Below are 18,914 nucleotides of genomic sequence, written 5' to 3'. Positions count from 1 at the left end.
GCAACAGATCGCAAAGCCTGGTGCTGGGTGACAGCATCACCTTCAACGAACGGTGGTCGGCCATCCTGTCGGGCAGCTACACATGGTTCGACGTCAAGAATTATGACGAGACCGGCACGGTCACGCAGAGATACAGCAAGAGTGGCTTCAGCTCCAGCGTGGCGCTGACCTACAAACCTGTCGCGAGCGTCGCCACCGATGCCGACTCGCTGCAAAGCGGCGGTATCGCGCCGACCACGGCCGCGAACGCCGGACAGGTGCCCGCACCCGAGCACAGCAAGCAGGTCGAGGCTGGGGTCAAGGCCGACCTAGGCGGCCTGGATGCTTTGGTGGCGGTGTTCCGTATCGAGCGACCCTTCCCTTTCACCGGCGAGAACAATGTCTATCCTGATCGTCTGAATGCTGGGCCGCGCGCTGGACGCAATGTCGATGGGCGACGATGAGGCCCATACGCTTGGCGTTCCGGTGGCGCTGATCCGCTATGCCGTCATAGCCGTTGCGACGATGGTCTCGGCGATCTCGGTGTCGATGGTGGGCATCATCGGCTGGATCGGCCTGATCATCCCGCATATCGCGCGGCTGATGATCGGTTCGATGAACATGCGCCTGATCCCCGCTTCGGCCCTGCTGGGAGCGTCCTTTCTGGTCGGTGCCGACATCCTGGCGCGGTCGCTTTCGGGTATCGAGATCCCCATCGGCATTGTCACCGAGATCCTCGGCATCCCGATCTTCGTCCTCGTCCTGTCGCGCGTCCGCCGGGGCTGGACATGAGCAGGGTCGTCATCTCTGCGCAGGGTCTGGGTTTCGACCGCGACCGGCGCGTCATCCTGTCGGACGTCGAACCCGCTATCCGCGAGGCCGAGATCGTCGCCATATTGGGCGCGAACGGGGTGGGGAAATCGACGCTGCTGCGGCTTATGCTGAAGCTGCTGCGGCCGGCGCGCGGCAGCGTCTCTCTGTATGAAGCCGGACATCCTGTTTTCCTCGCGTGCGTTACCCGACGCTGTTTCCAGGCAGCTTCGGGTGGCGGGCATCGCCGTGGCGTCCTTTCGCAGCAATTCCATCGACGCGCTGGTCGAGCGCGTGTTGATCACCGGCGAAATGCTTGGGCCGGATGCGCTTGAAGTCGCCAGGAGATACCAAGGCTATTTCGACGACAACCGCCGCCGCGTCGCCGAGCGGCTGGAAGGCATCCCGCCTGATCGGCGCGTAAGGGTCTACCTGGCCTCGGGCGCGCCGCTTTCGACCTCGGGACGACCGTCGCTGAACCAGGACTGGATGGATCTGGGCGGGGCGATCAATATCGCGGAAAGCTGGTTCGGAGACATGCCTTATGCCTCGGGCATTGCCTCGCTTGAGGATATCATCGCCGGAAACCCCGATGTCATCATCTCGATGAATGCCGAGGACGCCGAGGAAATCCGCACCAGGCCGCAATGGCGCAACGTCAAGGCGGTGCGCGAGGGCCGGGTCTACGCCAATCCGCGCGGGCTGTTCTGGTGGTGCCGGGGAACCTCGGAAGAAGCGCTTCAATTCCTCTAGCCGGCCAGCACGCTCTATCCGGACGCCTTTGCCGATATCGACATGCGCGAGGAAACCCGGCGTTTCTATCGCAACTTCTACGGCATCGAACTGGTCGACGACGAGATCGCCGAGTTCCTGAAGTCGACATACTGACGCAGCAGTCCGGGATGATCATAGAGACAGCAGTAGATGAGCAGCGGACCTTTGAACCAAGCTTCTTTTGAAGTGGATGCCTTGGTCGGTGGCGCAATCTTTCCGCCCACCCGCGCGCGAGAGTTTTGTCGCATCGGGCAATATGCCGCAATATGCCCTTTGCCTTCCCTTCGTTATGCTTGAATGAATATAACGATTCGGTGGGATGCGAGGAGGAGACGAGGGTGGTGGTTCGTATCGGCAAAGGACCGGCCGCATTGGCATCGGCACGGTCCATCCCGGCCGTCGCGCGGGCACTGGCGCAGGGCCCGACGGGAACGGATCGCTCTGGCCCCTCCCGGCGGCAGCGGTGATGCGGATGGGCAGGCCGGCCCCTCTTGCGCCCGCCCGGCAGGTCGCACGGCCGCGACGCTGGCGCCTGACGGTGATCCCCGCCCTGGCGCTGGCCCTGCTGGGACTGGCCGTATTTTCTCTGGGACTGGGGCGGGTGCCCATTCCACCGGGCACGGTGCTGGCGGTGCTGGCCTCGCAGTTCTGGGAGGTTCAGGCCGACTGGTCGCCCGCGGTCGAGCAGATCGTGACCAATGTCCGCCTGCCGCGCATTCTTGCCGCGATGCTGGTGGGGGCGGGGCTGGCCGCGGCCGGCGCAGCCTACCAGACGCTGTTTCGCAATCCCATCGTGGCGCCGGACGTCCTGGGGGTCTCGGCCGGGGCGGGCTTCGGGGCCTCGCTTGCCGTGACGCTGAACCTTGGCGCCTGGGCGATCCAGGCGGGTGCATTCGCCATGGGGCTTTGCGCCGTGGGGCTGGTCCTTGTCGTGGGGCAGGCCATCAACCGCCATTCGCTGATCGTGCTGGTGCTGGTCGGCGTGGTGATCGCGGCGTTCTTCCAGGCGATGATCTCGGTGCTGAAGATCGTGGCGGACCCCGTCGACGTGCTTCCCGCGATCACGTTCTGGCTGCTGGGCGGGCTGAACCGGGTGACGCCCGGCGACCTGCCCTTGGTGGCGCTGCTGGTCGGGCTGGCACTGGCGGTACTTTACGCCCTGCGATGGCAGGTCAACGTGATGAGCGTCGGCAGCGAAGAGGCGCGGATGCTGGGCGTGGACACCGGCATGATCCGCATCGCGCTGATCCTGTCGGCCACGCTGATGACGGCGGCGGCCGTCTCGATCGCCGGGATCGTCGGCTGGGTCGGGTTGGTGGTGCCGCATATCGCGCGGCTGCTCGTCGGCTCGTCCTTCGACCGGCTGCTGCCCGTCTCGGCCCTGACCGGCGCGCTGTTCCTGCTGCTGGTGGACAACCTGTCGCGCGGCGCCACCACGATGGAGATCCCGCTGGGCATCACCACCAGCGTCATCGGCGCCCCGCTGTTTCTGCTGCTGCTGTTGCGGGCAAGGACGGGCTGGTCATGAGGCTGGCGGTATCCGGCCTGTCCTTTGCCCATGGTGCCGGCGCGCAGCGGCTGGAGAATATCGGCTTCGTGCTGGATCCGGGCGAGGTGCTTTGCGTGCTGGGGCCGAACGGTGCGGGCAAGACGACGCTGCTGCGCTGCCTGATCGGGGCGCTGACGCCTTCGGGCGGCTCGATCCTGCTGGACGGACGGCCGGTGGCCAGCCTGTCGCCGCGTGCGCTTGCCCGCGGCATGGCCTATGTGCCGCAGGCGACGCAGCCGGCCTTCGGCCACCTGGTGGGCGAGATGGTGTTCATGGGCCGCTCGCCGCATCTGGGGCGGCTGGACATGCCGGGCCGGGCGGACCGGGCCATCGCCATGGACTGCCTGGACCGGGTCGGGCTGGCCCATCTGGCCGAGCGTCCCTTTGCCGCCATCAGCGGCGGCGAGCGGCAACTTTGCCTGCTGGCGCGTGCGCTGGCGCAACAGGCGCGATTGCTGATCCTGGACGAGCCCGCGGCCAGCCTGGATTTCGGCAACCAGTTGCGGCTGCTGGATCTCGTCGCCGGGCTGGCGCGGGACGGGCTGGGCATCCTGATGGTCACGCATCACCCCGACCACGCCCTGCATGTCGGCAACCGCTTCATCGCGCTGCGCGGGGGGCAAATGCACGGGGCGGGGCCGGTCGCCGATCTGGCGCGGCCCGGCTATCTGAGCGCGCTTTACGGCCGCGGCATCCGCATCATCCGCGATGCCGACGGCACGCTGGCCTGCGCCCCGCTTTTCCATTCCCCGCAACCGGAGAGCAACCATGTTCCTTAAAGCCGTCCCCATCCTGTCAGGGATGCTCGTCCTTGGCCTGTCGGGCGCCGTGCTGGCCCGCGACATTACCGACATGGCCGGCCGCATCGTCGCCGTGCCGGACCGGATCGACAGCGTCGCCACGCTGGGCTCGGTGCCGGTGATCAACAGCTTCGTCTTCGCCGCGGGCCAAGGCGCGCTGATCGCCAACGACCTGCCGCCCTGGGCGCGGCAATCGGGCCGCTGGGCCTGGCAGGACGTTTTTGCGCCGCAGCTTGCCCAAAGCCCCCGCGTCGAGGATGCCGAGCGCAACCTGGCGCTGGAGGAACTGCTAACGCTCGATCCAGACGTGGCGCTGACTTTCGCCCAGGACACGGCGGATCTTTTGGATCAGCACGGCATCGCGACCGTGGTGCTGCGCATCCAGACGCCCGATGACGTCAAGGACGGCGTGGCGCTGGTCGGCGATTTGCTGGGCAATGCCCGCATCGGCCCGGATTATGCCGCGTGGTTCGACGGCACGCTGGCCGACGTCGCGGCGCGGGTCGAAGGTGTGGCGGACCGGCCCTCGGTGCTTTATCTCAATCCGGTCAACATGACCCAGCCGCATCTGGTGGCAGAGTGGTGGATCACGGCTGCCGGCGGGGTTTCCGTCACCGACGACGGCCGCAGCGAGGAAACCCTGGCGCTGACCACCGAGGTCGTGCTGGCCGCCGATCCCGACATCGTCATCGTCGGCGACCCGACCCATGTCGCCCGCCTGGACGAGGACGCCAACCTGTCGCAATTGCGCGCGGTGCAGGAGGGTCGGATTCTCGTCGCGCCGATGGGGGCGCATATCTGGGCCAATCGCACGGTCGAGCAGCCGCTGACCGTGCTTTGGGCGGCCTCGCATTTCCACCCCGAGCTTTTCCCCGAAGCCGCGTTGATCGCGACGGTGCGGGACTTCTACAAGAGCTTCTTCGGCACGGAACTCGACGACGGGCAGCTCCGCGCAATCCTGGGGGGCAGGGTATGAGCGTCCCCTGTCCAAAGGACAGTGCCGTAAGCGCATCGTATCTTGAACGGACCTATGATGCCGTGACCGGGATACTCGGCGCCGAGGCCGAGGCGCGGACCGTCGGTCGCGCCACGCTGGGGCTGTTCTTCGTCGCCGTCACGCTGGACAGCGGCCATACCGGGCTGTGCGCCACGCCGCTGAAAGACATCCCCGAGGCGGTGTGCTGCCCCTCTTCGGCCATGGCGATGCCCTTTCCCGGCAAGCTGCGCGGCATGGGTGCGCTGCGGCTGGCGCAAGAGGCGCTGTCGCATGCGGGGTTGCGCCGCGCGCTCGGCATCGCGGCGCTGAATGCGCTGGCCCATCTGGCGGCCGAGCGTCGCGGGCCCCAGGGTTATTGCGTCGTCGAGGATGCCGACGCCTTCGACATCGCCCGCATCCGGCCCGACGAGACGGCGGTCGTGGTCGGCGCCTTCGGCCCCTTCCTCAAGGCGCTGCGCGGCATCGGCGCGCGGCATTTCGTGCTGGAAAAGGATCCGGCCACCCTGCGCCCCAACGAGATGGAGCATTTCCGCCCCGCCGAAAGCTATCCCCGGATCGTGCCCAAGGCGGACGTGTTGCTGATCACCGGCACCACGCTCGTCAACGACAGCCTGCCCGGGCTGATCGCCTGCGCCCGCCCCGAGGCGCGGGTTGTGCTGGTCGGCCCGACCGTGCCGATGCTGCCCGACGCCTTTCTTGCCCGCCGGGGCATGATCCTGGGCACCGTGCGCGTCGCCGATGCCGATGCGCTGCACGAGGTGCTGGCGCAAGGCGGCTCGGGCTATCACTTCTTCGGAAAATACGCGCCCAAGATCGTTCTGGCGCAGGATTGAACGCAACGCTTGAAGGGACATGCAGATGAGCGACGATGCAAGGACCGTGACACTGACCAAGATGTGCCTGAAGCATGGCATCGGCATCCCGCGCGAAGGCGCCTTGGCGGCGCGCTTCCAGGCGGCCTTTCCGGCGGCGCATTACGACGACGAGGCCGGCGAATGGCGCATGGAATGGAAGAAGGGCGGCTTTGCCGAATCCAATGCCCGGCTCGAGGCGTTCTTCGCCGAAAGCGGGGTGAGCGTTGCCCATGTCGACAAATGCTGAGCTGCCTGCTGCCCTCGGCTTACCCCGGATAGGCCCGCTTCGAGAACAGGCGGTGATAGACGAGCGCGACCGCCACCAGCGTCACCGTTCCCGCCAGGATCGGCACGGCCAGGAAGGACCAGCCCGCGCCGGCCAGGATCACCACCAGCGGATCGCCGCCCGCGGGCGGATGCACGGTTCGGGTCAGCTGCATGACGGCGATGTCGGGGCTTCCCTCCCTGGATGCCTCGGGGGTTGCACGAGGTGTCTTGTGGACAGGGCCGAGCCTGCATCCCGTCGCATGCAATCGCAAATCGGAGTTTTTCAACGATCCATAGACGGCTTCGATGATACCGCCCGGCGGCATGCGATTTTCCTGCGGTTCCGGCGGGTTGGGAGCGGGCTTCGCATCGGTCGCCGGCCAGTGCCGCGCCGCGAAACCTTGCTCAGCCGGGCGGGCTTGACAGCTGGCGCGGTTCCCGTCACCCCGGCGAACGATATGTCCATATGGAAATAACGAATCGATGCGCCCCGCTTCCGGTATCCTGCTTTCCCAAGGCCGCCTTGCCGACCGCACGCCCGGCGCCATTCCCGGCGCCAAGGCCGTCGCCGAAGCCTTGGCCGCGCAAACCGGGCTTTCCGTGCAATCGGTCGGAACCCCCGCGCCGGCGGCCGAGGACGGCTGGCAGGACGCATTGCGCGAGGCCGGCCCCTGGCTTGGGCAGCTTGCCGACGCGGTCCGGCACCGGATCGAAGCCGGCGAGCGCCCGCTGGTCGTCGCCAATACCTGCTCGGCCAGCATCGCCACCTTGCCGGCGGCGGCGCGGATGATCGACGGGCTGAACGTGCTTTGGGTCGATGCGCATGGCGATTTCAACACGCCGGCGACCACCGAGACCGGCTATCTTGGCGGCATGGCGCTGGCCGGGGCCTGCGGCCTGTGGCGGACCGGACATGGCGGCGAGGTCTCGCCCGCGCGCGTCGCCCTGTTGGCCGCCCGCGACATCGACCCGCCCGAAGAGGCCCTGTTGGCGCAGGCCGGCGTGCGGCGGTTTGCGGCGGGGGCCGAGCCGGAAACGGTGCTGGCCGCCCTGGGCGAGGGGCCGATCTGGTTGCATGTCGACTGGGACGCAATGGAGCCCGGCACGGTCCCCGCCGCCTATTCCGTTCCCGGCGGGCTTGTCCCCGACCGGCTGCGCGCCTTTCTTGCCGCCATCCCGCCGGAGCGCATCGCCGGGGTTGAGCTCGCCGAATTCGAAATGCCGGGGACGGCGCAAGCGGCGCAGGGGGCCATCGCGACCATTCTGGACATCGTCGGCCCGCTGCTTCCCCCCGAGCGATGAGCCGGGGCTAACCGGCCTGCTGCGGCGCGAAGGCGCCCGAGACCCAGCGCGGCAGGATCTCCTCTCCGGTCAGCGGCGCGAGGGGGATGTCGTCGCATGCCGGATCGACCCAGCGTGCCTCGGCGATCTCGGTGCCGGGACGATTTCCGTTTCCTCCGGCAGATGCAGCAGGAACAGGTCGGCGACCACCTGCCGGCCGGGCTCGTTCGCAGCGCGGGCGCGAAACCGGCCCAGGGCGCGCATCTGCCCCGCATCCACCCGCAAGCCGGTTTCCTCGGCAAGCTCGCGGCACAGGGCGGCCGCGGCGGCTTCCCCGGCGTCGATCCTGCCGCCGGGCTGCTGGAAGGCGTGCGTTCCGGCCTTGCGCACCAGCAGCGTCCGGCCGTCTGGGCGCAGGACCAGTGCCACCGCGATCATGATGTCCATCCGGCTCTCCGTTCTTGATCCGATGCGGCAGGACCAGCCCGCCCGCATGGCAACGCCGCTGCGCCAGAGACCTTGCCGCCTTCGATCCACCATCCCCGTCCGGCGGGCGCAGCCGCTGGCCTCATGCGGCAAAGATCGCGTCGAGGATTTCCGCCTCGATGGCGGCCAGCTCGGGGCTGCCGCGGCGGGTCGGGCCGACGCGCAGGATCGCGGTTTCCTTCAGGATGCCGCCTTGCCCCAGCACGATGATGCGATCCGACAGCGCCACCGCCTCGGCCACGTCATGCGTGACCAGAACGGCGGTGAAGCCGGCGCGATCATGCATGTCGCGGATCAGGTTCTGCATGGTCAGCCGGGTCAGCGCATCCAGCGCGCCCAACGGCTCGTCCAGCAGCAGCAGGCCGGGATGGCTGACCAATGCGCGCGCCAGGGCCGCGCGCTGGCGCTGGCCGCCCGAAAGCTGCGCCGGCCAGAAATCCGCCTTGTCGGCCAGCTGCACCGAGGCAAGCGCCTCGGCCACCGCTTCGGGATCGGGGCCGCGGCGCAGCCCGACGGCGACATTGCCGGCGATGGTGGCCCAGGGCAGCAGGCGCGGCTCCTGGAACATGATGCGCAGCCGGTCGCCGGCCCGGTCCGCCGGCAGCCCGTCCACGCCGATGCTGCCCGAGCTGGGCTGGTCCAGCCCGGCGATCAGCCGCAGCAGGGTGGACTTGCCGCAGCCGCTCTTGCCGACGATGGACAGGAACTCGCCCGGCCGCACCTCGAGGTCGAGGTCGGCCAGCACCCGGTTGCCCGCGAAGCTGCGGCCCAGGTTGCGGGCCCGCACCGCCGCGCCGGCCCCGTCCGGCCGCAGCATGGGCGGGATGGCGATGGCGCGCGGCAGGATCTCAGTGATTGGCATAGGCGGGGCTCCATTTCAGGGCGCGCCGCTCCAGCGCGCGGGTCAGCGTGTCGGCCAGCTTGCCGAGAGCCGCGTAAAGCAGGATCGCCAGCACCACGACGTCGAGGATCATGAACTCGCGCGCCTGCATCGCCATGTAGCCCAGGCCCGACGAGGCCGAGAGCGTTTCGGCCACGATCAGCGTCAGCCACATGATGCCGAGGCCATAGCGCAGCCCGACGAAGATCGAGGGCAGGGCGCCCGGCAGCACGATGCGGCGAAACAGCGTGCGCCCGTTCATGCCATAGGCGCGGCCCATCTCGATCAGCTGCGGATCGACGTTGCGGATGCCGTGCAGGGTGTTGAGATAGATGGGAAAGAACACGCCAAGCGCGACCAGGAACAGCTTTGCCCCCTCGCCGATGCCGAACCACAGGATGACCAGCGGGATGAGCGCCAGATGCGGGATGTTGCGGATCATTTGCAGCGTGGCGTCGGTCAGCAGCTCGCTGCGGCGCGAGACGCCGTTGGCGATGCCAAGCGCAAAGCCGATGCCGCCGCCCACGGCCAGGCCAGCCAGCGCGCGGGTGGCGGAAACGCCAAGGTGGTTCAGCAATTCGCCCGAGGCGGTCATCCGCACCGCCGTCGCCAGGATGGCCGAGGGGCGCGGCATCACCGTATCCGCGATCAGCCCGGCCGCGCCGGCGATTTCCCACAGGACCAGGATCGCCGCCGGCACGGCATAGGGCAGCAGCGCGGCGGGCTGCGGCAGGCTTGGCCGCCAGCCGGCCAGGCGCTGCACTTTCAGGGTTTCGGCAAGGCTCATGTCACGCTCCCTGCTTGGCGGCGGGCGTCCAGACGACCGAGGCGATGTCCAGCTGCCGGGGGATGATGCCCAGCTTGAAGAATTCGTCCGCAAGCTCCTGTTCATAGGCGACGTGCCTGGGCTCGATGAAGCCGACCAGCCCGAGGTCGCTGCCCTTGCGGGTCAGGAAGCGTTCCATCACCGATTCCGGCAGCCCGGTGGCCTTCGAGAGGGTGGCGATGGTGCCGGGCAGGTCGGCCTGGCCCTGCTTGCCCACGGCCTGCACCGTATCGATCAGCGTGGCGATCAGGTCCGGGTTGTCGCGGGCATAGTCGCCGTTGGCGGAATAGAAGTTGAACTCGGGCGCGAGCTGCTCGGTGGTGACCAGGACGCGGGTATTCGGGCGCGCCTCGGCCGAGGCGAAATAGGGATCCCAGATCGTCCAGGCCCCGATGGCGCCCGCGTCGAAGGCGGCGATGGCGTCCGGCGGCGACAGGTCCTGCGGCTTGATGTCGTCCAGCGTCAGCCCCGCCGTGCGCACAAGCTTGATCGTCGCATAATGCGCCGAGCTGCCGCGCTTGAAGGCGACGGTCTGGCCCTTCAGATCCTCGACCTTCCGGATCGGGGAATCCTTGGGCACCAGGATGGCATGGCCTTCGCGCGAGCCCTGGCCCGCGCCGACAAAGACCAGGTTGCCGCGCGCGGCATGGGCAAAGATCGGCGGCACGTTGCCGGTATAGCCGAAGTCCAGCGCGTTCGCCGACAGCGCCTCGAGCAGCGGCGGCCCCGAGGTGAACTCGGACCAGCTGACCCGGATGCCCTGGTCGGCCAGCGCCTGTTCAAAGGCGCCCGACCCCTTGACGAGGCCCAGAAGCCCGCCCTTTTGCCAGCCGACCCGCAGCTCCGTCGCGGGGGCGGCGCGCAGGATCGTCGGTGCGGCCAGCGCGGCAAGACCCAGGGCCAGCGTGGCGCGGCGCGAGAATGTGATGCTCATGACGATATCCTCTCAGAAGGCTTGCAGCAGCGGCGCGGGCTCGGCGGCCGGCTGGGGAACGGTATAGGGGGACAGGAAGGGTGCGAACTGTTCCACCGCCCGGCCCAGCCGGGCATGGGCGGCATCGTCGGCCAGCTTGCCGCCGGTGAATTCGCGGTCGGCGACATAGACGCCGGTGGCCAGCGTCTGCGCCTCGAAAAAGGCCATCAGCGGGCGCAGCTGGTGTTCGATCACCAGCGCATGGCGGTCGCCGCCGCCGGTCGCGGCCAGAAGCACGGGCTTGCCGGCCAGCATGTCGGGATCCAGGAGATCGAGGACATGCTTGAACAGCCCGGCATAGCTGCCCTTGTGGACCGGGCTTGCGATCACCAGCGCGTCGGCATGGATCAGCTCGGTCAGATGCGACAGCGCCTCGGGGTCGAGGTCGCCGATGTGGCGAGCATGGCCCAGCGAGGGGCCCAGATCGGCAAGATCGAAGACATGGCCGACGGCGCCGAAGCGGTCGGCGGCCAGATCCACGGCGGTCTGGACAAGGGCACGGCTGCGCGAGGGCGCAGAAAGGCTGCCGGCAAAGCCGGTGATGGTCAGGGCGGTCATGATGATCTCCTGTTCTGTTCGGTCCCGATGGGTCAGGACAGAGGGGACGTGGGGCCGGCGACGGAGGGTCGTGTCGCCGCCGGGGGCAGGATAGGGCCCGGCAGGGCATGGCGGGCGATCTCGCGCGCGACCCGGACCTGGCGCACCGCGCCCGAGGCCAGCTGCGGCGCCAGCCGCCCGGCAACATGGCGGCCGCACCGCGCGGTCCGGACATGCGGATCGCCATTCGGCGCGGTCGCCTGCGGGTCCGGCAGGCCTGGATTCCCGGCCAGCCCGTCCGCGAAATCGGTGCGGATCTCGGGGTCGATCGGCATGCGAAGCGCGTTTCGCCGAGGCGCCGGGTCAGCGGCGGAATGGGCCGAGCCGCGGCCGGAACCGGGCCGCGGCTCGGCCACGGTCAGGCGCACCGGCAGCCGCCTCCGCGCCGGTTGCCATGCCAGCACGGCGCCGGCGCGACCGTCCTGCGGGATGGCGATGCGCAGGGTCGCGGACATGGTCTCAACCTCCGGCTGCGGCAAGGCGTGGCGCGGGCTGGGCCGGGCGATAGTCGTTGCCGACCGTCTCGCCAAAGGGGCCCATGTTGGCCGCAAGGCTGGCCTGCGGCAGCGGGTGTTCCAGCGGCAGCAGCGGCAGGACGCGTTCGCCGAAGCTGTAGGCCTCCTCCAGATGCGGATAGCCCGAGAGGATGAAGGTATCGATGCCGATGCGGCGATATTCGTCGATGCGCTCGGTCACGGTTTCGGCATCGCCGACCAGTGCCGTCCCGGCCCCGCCGCGCACCAGCCCGACACCCGCCCAGAGGTTCGGGCTGATTTCCAGCCTGTCGCGGCGCCCGCCATGCAGCGCGGCCATGCGCGCCTGACCGACCGAATCCATCCGCGCAAAGGTTTCCTGCGCCTTGGCTATGGTGGCCTCGTCCAGCCGGCTGATCAGCTGCTCGGCCGCCTGCCAGGCCTCGGCATTGGTGTCGCGCACGATGACATGCAGGCGGATGCCGAAACTGACCTCGCGCCCCTCGGCCTCGGCCAGCCGGCGCACGGATGCGATCTTGTCGCGCACCTGCGCCGGCGCCTCGCCCCAGGTCAGGTATTTGTCGATCTGCCGCGCCGCCACCTTGTTTGCCGCATCGGACGAACCGCCGAAATACAGCGGCGGGCCGTTCTTCTGCAGCGGGTCGAACAGCAGCTTGCCCTCGTCGATCTTCAGGTGCTTGCCATGGTGGTTCACCGTCTCGCCGGCCAGCAGCGCCTTGTAGACGTTCAGGAATTCCTCGGTCACTTCGTAGCGTTCGGCATGGCTCAGGTGGATGCCGTCGCCGGCGTTCTCGACCGGGTCGCCGCCGGTAACCACGTTGATCAGCAACCGCCCGCCCGACAGCCGGTCCAGCGTCGCGGTCATGCGCGCGGCCAGCGTCGGCGATTGCAGCCCCGGCCGCACCGCGACCAGGAAGCGCAGCTTTTCGGTCTGCGAGGCCAGCGCCGCCGCCGTGACCCAACTGTCCTCGCAACTGCGGCCGGTGGGCAGCAGAACGCCGAAATAACCCAGGGAATCCGCGGCTTGCGCCACCTGGCGCAGATAGGGCATGTTGACCGCCCGGCCGCCTTCGGCCGTGCCAAGATAGCGGCTGTCGCCATGCGTCGGCAGGAACCAGAGCACGCGGATCTTGTCGGGGGTTGGAATGCTCATGTTGGGGTCCTTTCGCTGATATCACGGCCGGGCGCCGGGATGCCGGTCGTCCTTGCGACCCAAGAAAACACTTAAATACGATCAGGTATATAGTGATTTTCGGTGAGATGGGAATTTGGGCTGAAACCAGCGTTTCGTGCAGCGGATTTGGAAGAATTCGCTAGAGAGGCGACGTCCGAGGGACTGATATTCTCTTGTCCGGCGGGGCTTGGGATCGGCACGTCCAAAAAGAAGATGCTGCCCGAGGCAGTGGGGCGCATGATTGCCGCTTGTGCTGCCGCCGCGAATAGACACCGACACCTGCCATAAGCAGAAGCACTACCCTATCCGGCCGGCGACTGCGAGGAGCGTAGCCTGCGAGGCTTCGTCGCACGATGTGATGCTGGGCTTGGGCGCGAATGCATGGTGGTCGAGGGAACTTCGGACGGCAAAAATCGGATAGCAACCGCTGTTTTCATGTGTCCGCTGCGGTTCTGGCCGATCAGAAACGCGCGGTTTCCCCGATTTCGGATAGCCGGCTAAGACCGATCTGACCACCCGATACCGCCAGCCGGTGGCTGGCGTTGCGCCTCACGAATCCCTCGTCATGGCAGACGAACAGCACCGTTCCGCCGGATTGCGTGAACTCGGTGATCGCGCGCTCAAGCCGGTGCTGATGACGGGGATCGAGGCCGCGTTGGGTTTCGTCGAGGATCAGCAGGCGCGGGCGATGGGCAATGGCGGCGGCCACGGCGGTCAGTCTGCGCGCGCCGTTGTGCTGGTCCAGCGGATGGGCGAGGGCCAGGGCCTCCAGCCCCAGTGCGGCCAGCGCCCGCAGGGCCAGCCCAGGCGGATCGGGCAGGCGATGAAGGCGGGGGGCCATCATCGCCTCGTCCAGCAGCGTGGCGGCAAGAAACTGTCGGTCGGAATTCTGGAGCACCATTCCCAGAACCGCCGCCAGTTCCTTCGGCTTCGCCGGGCCGACCTGCACGCCCGCGACCGTGATCCGGCCCTTCGAAGGCCGCTCCAGCCCGGCGATCAGCCGCATCAGCGTCGTCTTGCCCGCGCCATTGGGTCCGGTGATCGCGACGGCCGCCCCTTGCGGCAGGTCCAGCTCCAGCCCCCGAAACAACGGCCTCGCCGGGTCGTGGGCGAAGTCCAGGTCGCGGATCGTGATCATGTCCCCGCTTTCCACGGGGCGGGCGGCGGGTGGCGAGGGTTGCGGCATATCCTGGAACGGGTGCAGCCTGCCGTCGCGCAGCTGCATCAGCTGGAAACCCTGCGCGCGCCAGGCCTCTGCGCTAACGTCCAGCGCAAGCACCGACATGTCGGGCGCAAGCCGGGTCAGCCGCTGGGTCAGACCCTCGCGCGCCTCGTGGTCCAGATCGGTCAGCGGCTCGTCCAGGATCAGCAGGGCGGGCCGCATCGCCAGCGCACCGGCGATGGCCAGTCGCTGCGTCTCGCCGCCCGACAGCCGCCTTGGATCGCGCAGGGCCAGGGCCGTCAGCCCCATCGCTTCCATGGCCGCCTCGACCCGGTCCAGGACCTGGCTGCGGGGCAGGCCAAGGTTTTCCGGCCCGAAGGCGATCTCGGCCCGGACCGTGGCCGCCCGGCCCGACAGTTGCAGGTCCGGCCTTTGCCCGACCAGTTGAACGGTCGCCACGCGCTCGGTCCCGGCTAGCGCGGCCAGCGGCCGCCCCCGCCACAGCACGGCCTCGCTGCCGGCAAGGCCCGCGGCACAGCGGGCCAGCGTGGACTTGCCCGCCCCGTTGCCGGCGATCACCGCGACCCGCTCACCGGGCGGAAGGTCGAGGTCCAGCTCGTCGAGGACGGCTGGCCCGCCCGGCCAGGAAAAGCGCAGGCCCCGCAAAGACAGGCTCATGCCAGCATCCCCAGGATCAGGATGCAGGCGGCCAGCAGCGCCGAGGCCAGCCGCAGCCGGTATTGGCCCGGCGTGTCGGGCGGGGGCGCCAGCAGCGTGCGGCAGGGTTGGCTGCGAAAGCCCCGTGCCTCCAGCATCTGCGCGCGCGGGGCTGCCTCGACCAGTTGCAGGCGGATCAGCGCGATGGCGATATGCGAGATCGCGCGCAGGCGTTGCCGTGGTGATCCGCTCAGCGGCAACCCGCGCAGTTGCAGCGCATCGCGCAGCGCCGCCCCTTCCAGCGCCAGCCCCTGGGCCAGGCTCAGGGGCGCGGTCAGCAGATAGGCGATGCCAGAGGGCAGGCCCTTGTCCTCGAGCCCGTCCGCCAGTTCGCCGGGGGTGGTCGAGCCGACGATCATCAGTCCCGCCGCCAGCAGCGCGGCAAGGCGCAGCAGGATCATGCCCGCATGGGCAAGGCCGGCGGGATAGATGGCGACGGGGCCAAGGACGGTCGCCGGCCCCCGCGCGATCAGCAGGCCATGCACCAGAGCCAGCGCCAGGGCCACGGGCAGAAGCAGCAGCGCCATGCGGCGCAGCACGAAGCAGCCCAGCCCCGAGGCCGCCGCGACGGGAAGGCAGGCGAGGGTCGCGAATGCCAGGGCGACCGGCCCTCCCACGGGCAGCAGCGCCAGGACCGGCAGGCAGAGCGCCAGCCGGGTCACGGGATGCAGCCGCCTCGGCGGGCCCGGCACGGCGGCCATACGGGTTCAGGCGCGGCTGTGGCGCAGGAATGGCCAGTCCCCGGCCATGCGCAAGGGCAGGCCGCGCAGGATCGCCCAGGCCAGCAGAGCGGTCACCACCTTGTCGGCAAGGTTCGAGGTGATCACGGTGATGAGGGTCGCGCCGAACAGGTCGCGCCCGGTTTGCAGCATCCATGCGGTGATGAAATCCGCGCCGCTGCCGGTCACGCCGCCGAACAGCCAGACCCGGATCGGCACGGCGACCAGCGACAACGCAACGGCGATGACGACGCCCGAGATCGCTGCCTGGACCGGGCCGCGGAACATTCCCGCTCGCGCCAGCAGTCCGGCGGCCAGGCCGATGACGCCCGCGACCGGGGCGAAGGCGGCCGCGGTCGGCGACAGGATCAGGCCCCAGATCAGGTTGGTGGCGACGCCGGTGATCAGCCCTGCCAGCGGCCCGGCCATGACCGCGACCACCATCGTCCCCAGGGCATCGAGGAAGATCGGCAGCTTGACCGCCTGGGCGATCTGGCCAAGGGCCATGTTCACCGCGATGCCGACCGCCATCAGGACCAGCATGCGGGTGGAAAACACTGGATTCATCGGGATGTTCCTTGATTGCTGCCCATCATGCGTCTTGCGTCACGACAAGTTCGTCATAGCCGGACAGGGGGCAGGGCAGGCGGGTGAAGGCAAGCTCGGGCAGGGCCAGGACCACGATCTCGGCGGTGGTGTAGATGGCCGATCCCTCGGGCATCAGGTGCCCTCCGAAGCAGCGCCCCTCGCCGTCCGAGATGGTCAGGTGCAGATGCTCTCCTGCCGCGTCGATGGTGCCGACGAGGGAGGTGATCTCGAAATGGCCGGAATAGGCCGTCGCCTCGGGGCTGTTGGCATGGCGGATGCGGACATCGGTCAGGCTGCCGACGCAGGTCACGAGCGCCATCGCCCGTGTCCCCGATGCATCGAACGCCGCCCGCAGTCCGGCAGTCAGGTTTTCACCCGGCTTCAGGCGGAAGGCATGGAAAACGCCGGATGAAATCATGTCCATCTATCCTGCGCATTGATGCTGTTGACCACCTTCATTCCAGAAAAGACCATCACCCTCAACAGGTTTTGCGGAATACGCGGCCGTTCGGGGCTACCGGGCCGATGCCTGGGCTTTGGCGCAAGCGTGTCGAATGCCGATCACGGGGTTGCCACCGGCATGGAGCAGGATGGCATCGGCCCCTTCCTCGATGGTCGTCTGGATGAATGCGCCCTGATGGGCCAGGAGGGTCGCGAGTATCCGAATCCTTGGCCCGATGCAGAGGCGGCATCCACTGGCCCGCTGCCTCTCGCAGATCGCTGAAGCACTGGAAACCGGGCGAGGCTCTTCAATCGCGGGGACGGCCGGGAAGATCCAGGATCTCGCCTAGCCATGGCAGGGCAAAGCCGCACCAGCTTTGCGATGTCGGTGTCAGCTGGTCGCGCTGGTTCACGGTGCCGACGGGGATGCCGATTTCCTCTGTCTCCGCGCCCTCGCCGGTGGTGCAGATCGGAGAGCCGCATTCCGGGCAGAAGAACTGCCGCCTTCGCTTGCCGTTGTCCGCAACCTTGACATAGCGGAGCGGCGCCGGTCAGCCGGAACGCCTCGCGGGGGGACTGTGGCGGTCACGCGAAAGGCGCTGCCGGCCAGCTGCTGGCAGTCGGTGCAATGGCAGATCGACACCCGCCCAGGGTCGATCTCTGCCTGGTAGGTGGCATGGCCGCAATGGCAGCGCCCGTCGACTTTCATCCCTGTGCCCGCCTGTTCGTCGTGATTTCTTCAGCCATCCTGCCGCTTGCGCCGGGCGATGGAAACCTCGGCCGCCTTGAAACCGGACCGGCGCGGCGAGGGAGGTCGAAGGCGCCTATGTCGCCCGTGGCCGCACCGCCCCGGCCACGGCAGCGGCGGCAAGGATCAGCGCCAGGACCAGCAGCATGGCCATGCGCAGCCCGTATGTCTCGCCGATGAGCCCGAGCAGCGGAGGCCCGACCAGGAAGGCGATATAGCCGCAGATCGTGACCGTGCGCACCCGGCCAGTCGCATTTGGTCCCGATGCTGCTGCTGCCGAGATGGCGATGGGGAACCCCAGCGAGGCGCCAAGGCCCCACAGGACCACCGATGCCGCGGCCAGCGCCGGCACCGGCGCCAGGATCACCAACGCCAGCCCGGTCGCGCAAAGCGCCGCAGTCACGCGCATGACGGCCGCCGGACCATGGCGGCGCAGGAAGATCCCGCCCGCGAACCGGCCCAGCGTCATCGCCGCGGAAAAGCCCAGGTAGACCAAAGACCCGATGGCGGGCGAGAAGCCGTGCTCGTCCACCATCAGGATCGGCAGCCAGTCGTTTGCCGCCCCCTCGGCCAGGGCCACCGCCAGCACGACCAGGCCGATCAGGTAGAGCCGCGGATCGCGCCAATAGGCATCGTGGCGAAGGGCAGGGGCGGTGCCAGCTTTGGTCCTGGCGGCGGCAAGGCCGGTCCCTTCCGGTATCCAGCGGCCAAACCACAGGACCGGCGGCGCCGCGGCTGCGGCGACCAGGCCCAGATGCCATGCAACGGGCAGGTCGATCCGGGCAAGGGCTGTGCCGGCCAATGCCCCGAAGACGGTGCCCAGGCTGAAGCAGCCATGCAGCGCGTGCATCAAGGGACGGCCGGAAAGCCGCTCGACCTCCGCCCCCTCGACATTGATGGCGATCTCGCCGGCGCCCATGCCCAGCCCGAAGAAGCATAGCCCCAGCGCAACCACCGGGGCGAGGCCCAAGCCGGTGCCCGCGGCCATGACCGCCACGCCGAAAAGCAGCAGCCAGGTGCCCGAGATCGCGACCTGCCTGGTTCCCCGGCGGCCCACCAGCATGCCGGCCAGCAGGATGCCGCACATCGACCCGGTCGAAAGGCCAAGCAGCACCAGCCCCATCTCGGCAAGCGAGGCGTCGATCCCGTCGCGAATGGCGGGCGTTCGCGTGACCCAGGACGCCAGCGCCACGCCGGGGATGAAGAAGAAGGCGAAAAGCGCGAGCCGCCGCCGCCTGAGGTCGCCGGTCATCGGCCGGGCTCCGTGCATGGGATTGCATTCGGGGGGCATATGGGCACAGGTTTCAGGCAAGGGGAAGCGGGCCCCGGGGGATTTCCCCTGGGAGAGCCCGCGACCGGAGCCGGTGCGCTGGATCGCTGCCCTCTGCGACCCGGCACCTGCGCCAAGGGCGAGTTGCCGCTGAGCCAGAGCTTCCGGCATCAGGACGTTCTCGGCAACGCTGATACTGGGCGGCTGGTCTGGGAGGCCAAGATTGCCCGCCGCCGCGTGGTGTTGGAAATCTCGGGGGCCGGCTGGATCCACGGCCTCAACCTCCTTGCGCCGCACCGCGGTCCTTAACAGGTCGCTGAAATAGTCGCGCAATTGGGGCGGTTTCCCGATGTTTGCGCAATTCAGCGTCCGGTGCCGAGTTGGTTTCGGCAGGAGACATGCCTGCCCGCCATCGGCCCGATCGCGGCGCTGAAGGCGCTGATCGGCAGCCCCAACCACGCCCACAAGGGTTGGGTCTGGGAACAATACGACACCCAGGTCGGCGCCGACACCATCCGCCGCCCCGGC

Annotated in this window: 23 protein-coding genes and 3 pseudogenes; 11 read left to right on the top strand and 15 right to left on the bottom strand. The window is 68.6% G+C overall.

The genetic code is table 11. The features are described from left to right. Positions 1-5: 5 nt before the first annotated feature. The 9 genes and pseudogenes from IT40_RS27690 to IT40_RS16365 form a co-directional block, all read left to right on the top strand. Positions 6-443 (top strand): annotated as a pseudogene (locus IT40_RS27690) (TonB-dependent receptor domain-containing protein); the annotation flags it as partial. Next, a complete protein-coding gene (locus IT40_RS16395; protein WP_208021387.1) occupies positions 430-771 on the top strand; it encodes an iron chelate uptake ABC transporter family permease subunit in 342 nt (113 codons plus the stop codon). The pseudogene IT40_RS27690 and the gene IT40_RS16395, both read left to right, overlap by 14 nt. Next, a pseudogene (locus IT40_RS30110) lies at positions 768-902 on the top strand (ABC transporter ATP-binding protein); the annotation flags it as partial. The gene IT40_RS16395 and the pseudogene IT40_RS30110, both read left to right, overlap by 4 nt. Before the next feature lie 58 nt (positions 903-960). Then, positions 961-1,542: an ABC transporter substrate-binding protein gene (locus IT40_RS16390; RefSeq protein WP_072463115.1), complete on the top strand. Its 582-nt coding sequence runs from the start codon at positions 961-963 to the stop codon at positions 1,540-1,542. Between the two features lie 493 nt (positions 1,543-2,035). Next, on the top strand, positions 2,036-3,091 hold the full coding sequence (locus IT40_RS16385; protein ID WP_036757514.1) for a FecCD family ABC transporter permease: 1,056 nt from the start codon (positions 2,036-2,038) through the stop codon (positions 3,089-3,091). Beyond that, positions 3,088-3,891, top strand: a complete 804-nt coding sequence (locus IT40_RS16380; RefSeq protein WP_052096052.1) for an ABC transporter ATP-binding protein — start codon at positions 3,088-3,090, stop codon at positions 3,889-3,891. The genes IT40_RS16385 and IT40_RS16380 overlap by 4 nt, the downstream gene beginning before the upstream one ends. After that, complete coding sequence (locus IT40_RS16375) at positions 3,881-4,888, top strand: ABC transporter substrate-binding protein (protein ID WP_036757513.1); 1,008 nt, start codon at positions 3,881-3,883, stop codon at positions 4,886-4,888. Before IT40_RS16380 ends, IT40_RS16375 begins: the two co-directional genes overlap by 11 nt. A 62-nt stretch (positions 4,889-4,950) precedes the next feature. Then, a complete protein-coding gene (locus IT40_RS16370) occupies positions 4,951-5,742 on the top strand; it encodes a DUF364 domain-containing protein (protein ID WP_052096049.1) in 792 nt (263 codons plus the stop codon). A gap of 25 nt (positions 5,743-5,767) precedes the next feature. Beyond that, a complete protein-coding gene (locus IT40_RS16365; RefSeq protein ID WP_036757584.1) occupies positions 5,768-6,010 on the top strand; it encodes a hypothetical protein in 243 nt (80 codons plus the stop codon). Between the two features lie 19 nt (positions 6,011-6,029). On the opposite strand, the gene IT40_RS30105 is transcribed toward IT40_RS16365, so the two are convergent. Then, positions 6,030-6,203, bottom strand: a complete 174-nt coding sequence (locus IT40_RS30105; protein WP_243700262.1) for an HPP family protein — start codon at positions 6,201-6,203, stop codon at positions 6,030-6,032. A gap of 310 nt (positions 6,204-6,513) precedes the next feature. Between IT40_RS30105 and IT40_RS16355 the strand changes: the two genes are divergently transcribed. Then, positions 6,514-7,332, top strand: coding sequence for an arginase family protein (locus IT40_RS16355; protein WP_036757511.1), 819 nt, complete (start codon positions 6,514-6,516; stop codon positions 7,330-7,332). A 69-nt stretch (positions 7,333-7,401) separates the two neighbouring features. Here the strand turns inward: IT40_RS16355 and IT40_RS16350 are convergent, their stop codons facing one another. From IT40_RS16350 to IT40_RS16300, 11 genes are all read right to left on the bottom strand, one after another. Further along, a complete protein-coding gene (locus IT40_RS16350; protein WP_243700261.1) occupies positions 7,402-7,758 on the bottom strand; it encodes an NUDIX hydrolase in 357 nt (118 codons plus the stop codon). 121 nt (positions 7,759-7,879) lie between these two features. Beyond that, the gene (locus tag IT40_RS16345; protein ID WP_036757508.1) at positions 7,880-8,659 is read right to left on the bottom strand and encodes an ABC transporter ATP-binding protein; all 780 of its coding nucleotides are present in this window, start codon (positions 8,657-8,659) and stop codon (positions 7,880-7,882) included. Continuing rightward, entirely contained in the window at positions 8,646-9,464 is an 819-nt protein-coding gene (locus tag IT40_RS16340; protein WP_083539197.1) for an ABC transporter permease subunit, read from the bottom strand. The genes IT40_RS16345 and IT40_RS16340 overlap by 14 nt, the downstream gene beginning before the upstream one ends. 1 nt (position 9,465) lies before the next feature. Then, positions 9,466-10,437, bottom strand: coding sequence for an aliphatic sulfonate ABC transporter substrate-binding protein (locus IT40_RS16335; RefSeq protein WP_036757505.1), 972 nt, complete (start codon positions 10,435-10,437; stop codon positions 9,466-9,468). A 12-nt stretch (positions 10,438-10,449) separates the two neighbouring features. After that, a complete protein-coding gene (locus IT40_RS16330; protein WP_036757502.1) occupies positions 10,450-11,034 on the bottom strand; it encodes an NAD(P)H-dependent oxidoreductase in 585 nt (194 codons plus the stop codon). A 32-nt stretch (positions 11,035-11,066) separates the two neighbouring features. Beyond that, positions 11,067-11,528 carry an FAD/NAD(P)-binding protein gene (locus tag IT40_RS16325; RefSeq protein ID WP_036757498.1) on the bottom strand — a complete coding sequence of 154 codons (462 nt, stop codon included), beginning with the start codon at positions 11,526-11,528 and terminating at the stop codon, positions 11,067-11,069. 4 nt (positions 11,529-11,532) lie between these two features. Continuing rightward, entirely contained in the window at positions 11,533-12,720 is a 1,188-nt protein-coding gene (gene ssuD, locus IT40_RS16320) for an FMNH2-dependent alkanesulfonate monooxygenase (protein WP_036757496.1), read from the bottom strand. A gap of 481 nt (positions 12,721-13,201) precedes the next feature. Then, positions 13,202-14,581 carry an ATP-binding cassette domain-containing protein gene (locus IT40_RS16315; RefSeq protein ID WP_036757493.1) on the bottom strand — a complete coding sequence of 460 codons (1,380 nt, stop codon included), beginning with the start codon at positions 14,579-14,581 and terminating at the stop codon, positions 13,202-13,204. After that, positions 14,578-15,282 carry an energy-coupling factor transporter transmembrane component T family protein gene (locus tag IT40_RS16310; RefSeq protein ID WP_166436129.1) on the bottom strand — a complete coding sequence of 235 codons (705 nt, stop codon included), beginning with the start codon at positions 15,280-15,282 and terminating at the stop codon, positions 14,578-14,580. The genes IT40_RS16315 and IT40_RS16310 overlap by 4 nt, the downstream gene beginning before the upstream one ends. Positions 15,283-15,327: 45 nt before the next feature. Further along, positions 15,328-15,906: an ECF transporter S component gene (locus tag IT40_RS16305; protein ID WP_036757487.1), complete on the bottom strand. Its 579-nt coding sequence runs from the start codon at positions 15,904-15,906 to the stop codon at positions 15,328-15,330. 25 nt (positions 15,907-15,931) lie between these two features. Beyond that, positions 15,932-16,345, bottom strand: coding sequence for a PPC domain-containing DNA-binding protein (locus tag IT40_RS16300; protein WP_166436128.1), 414 nt, complete (start codon positions 16,343-16,345; stop codon positions 15,932-15,934). 27 nt (positions 16,346-16,372) lie between these two features. On the opposite strand from IT40_RS16300, the gene IT40_RS28745 reads away from it, so the two are divergent. Continuing rightward, positions 16,373-16,651 (top strand): hypothetical protein, encoded by a 279-nt coding sequence (locus IT40_RS28745; RefSeq protein WP_147307317.1) that lies wholly within the window; start codon positions 16,373-16,375, stop codon positions 16,649-16,651. A 25-nt stretch (positions 16,652-16,676) separates the two neighbouring features. Here the strand turns inward: IT40_RS28745 and IT40_RS30845 are convergent. The 3 genes and pseudogenes from IT40_RS30845 to IT40_RS16295 all read right to left on the bottom strand — a co-directional run. Beyond that, positions 16,677-16,844: pseudogene (locus tag IT40_RS30845) on the bottom strand (GFA family protein); the annotation flags it as partial. Beyond that, positions 16,778-17,077 (bottom strand): GFA family protein, encoded by a 300-nt coding sequence (locus tag IT40_RS30840; RefSeq protein ID WP_208021386.1) that lies wholly within the window; start codon positions 17,075-17,077, stop codon positions 16,778-16,780. The pseudogene IT40_RS30845 and the gene IT40_RS30840, both read right to left, overlap by 67 nt. 115 nt (positions 17,078-17,192) lie before the next feature. Continuing rightward, a complete protein-coding gene (locus IT40_RS16295; protein ID WP_036757481.1) occupies positions 17,193-18,368 on the bottom strand; it encodes an MFS transporter in 1,176 nt (391 codons plus the stop codon). Positions 18,369-18,914 lie beyond the last annotated feature (546 nt).

This window comes from Paracoccus versutus, assembly GCF_000763885.1.
Lineage (GTDB): Bacteria > Pseudomonadota > Alphaproteobacteria > Rhodobacterales > Rhodobacteraceae > Paracoccus > Paracoccus versutus.
Note: the sequence above shows the minus strand (reverse complement) of the source record. Positions and strands in the feature narration are given on the sequence as shown.

Bases quoted from the DNA above. Each gene is read 5' to 3' on its own strand.
- IT40_RS16395 (WP_208021387.1), top strand. From the start codon at position 430: ATGGGCGACGATGAGGCCCATACGCTTGGCGTTCCGGTGGCGCTGATC.
- IT40_RS16390 (WP_072463115.1), top strand. From the start codon at position 961: ATGAAGCCGGACATCCTGTTTTCCTCGCGTGCGTTACCCGACGCTGTT.
- IT40_RS16385 (WP_036757514.1), top strand. From the start codon at position 2,036: ATGGGCAGGCCGGCCCCTCTTGCGCCCGCCCGGCAGGTCGCACGGCCG.
- IT40_RS16380 (WP_052096052.1), top strand. From the start codon at position 3,088: ATGAGGCTGGCGGTATCCGGCCTGTCCTTTGCCCATGGTGCCGGCGCG.
- IT40_RS16375 (WP_036757513.1), top strand. From the start codon at position 3,881: ATGTTCCTTAAAGCCGTCCCCATCCTGTCAGGGATGCTCGTCCTTGGC.
- IT40_RS16365 (WP_036757584.1), top strand. From the start codon at position 5,768: ATGAGCGACGATGCAAGGACCGTGACACTGACCAAGATGTGCCTGAAG.
- IT40_RS30105 (WP_243700262.1), bottom strand. From the start codon at position 6,203: ATGCAGCTGACCCGAACCGTGCATCCGCCCGCGGGCGGCGATCCGCTG.
- IT40_RS16355 (WP_036757511.1), top strand. From the start codon at position 6,514: ATGCGCCCCGCTTCCGGTATCCTGCTTTCCCAAGGCCGCCTTGCCGAC.
- IT40_RS16350 (WP_243700261.1), bottom strand. From the start codon at position 7,758: ATGGACATCATGATCGCGGTGGCACTGGTCCTGCGCCCAGACGGCCGG.
- IT40_RS16345 (WP_036757508.1), bottom strand. From the start codon at position 8,659: ATGCCAATCACTGAGATCCTGCCGCGCGCCATCGCCATCCCGCCCATG.
- IT40_RS16340 (WP_083539197.1), bottom strand. From the start codon at position 9,464: ATGAGCCTTGCCGAAACCCTGAAAGTGCAGCGCCTGGCCGGCTGGCGG.
- IT40_RS16335 (WP_036757505.1), bottom strand. From the start codon at position 10,437: ATGAGCATCACATTCTCGCGCCGCGCCACGCTGGCCCTGGGTCTTGCC.
- IT40_RS16330 (WP_036757502.1), bottom strand. From the start codon at position 11,034: ATGACCGCCCTGACCATCACCGGCTTTGCCGGCAGCCTTTCTGCGCCC.
- IT40_RS16325 (WP_036757498.1), bottom strand. From the start codon at position 11,528: ATGTCCGCGACCCTGCGCATCGCCATCCCGCAGGACGGTCGCGCCGGC.
- ssuD (WP_036757496.1), bottom strand. From the start codon at position 12,720: ATGAGCATTCCAACCCCCGACAAGATCCGCGTGCTCTGGTTCCTGCCG.
- IT40_RS16315 (WP_036757493.1), bottom strand. From the start codon at position 14,581: ATGAGCCTGTCTTTGCGGGGCCTGCGCTTTTCCTGGCCGGGCGGGCCA.
- IT40_RS16305 (WP_036757487.1), bottom strand. From the start codon at position 15,906: ATGAATCCAGTGTTTTCCACCCGCATGCTGGTCCTGATGGCGGTCGGC.
- IT40_RS16300 (WP_166436128.1), bottom strand. From the start codon at position 16,345: ATGATTTCATCCGGCGTTTTCCATGCCTTCCGCCTGAAGCCGGGTGAA.
- IT40_RS30840 (WP_208021386.1), bottom strand. From the start codon at position 17,077: ATGAAAGTCGACGGGCGCTGCCATTGCGGCCATGCCACCTACCAGGCA.
- IT40_RS16295 (WP_036757481.1), bottom strand. From the start codon at position 18,368: ATGACCGGCGACCTCAGGCGGCGGCGGCTCGCGCTTTTCGCCTTCTTC.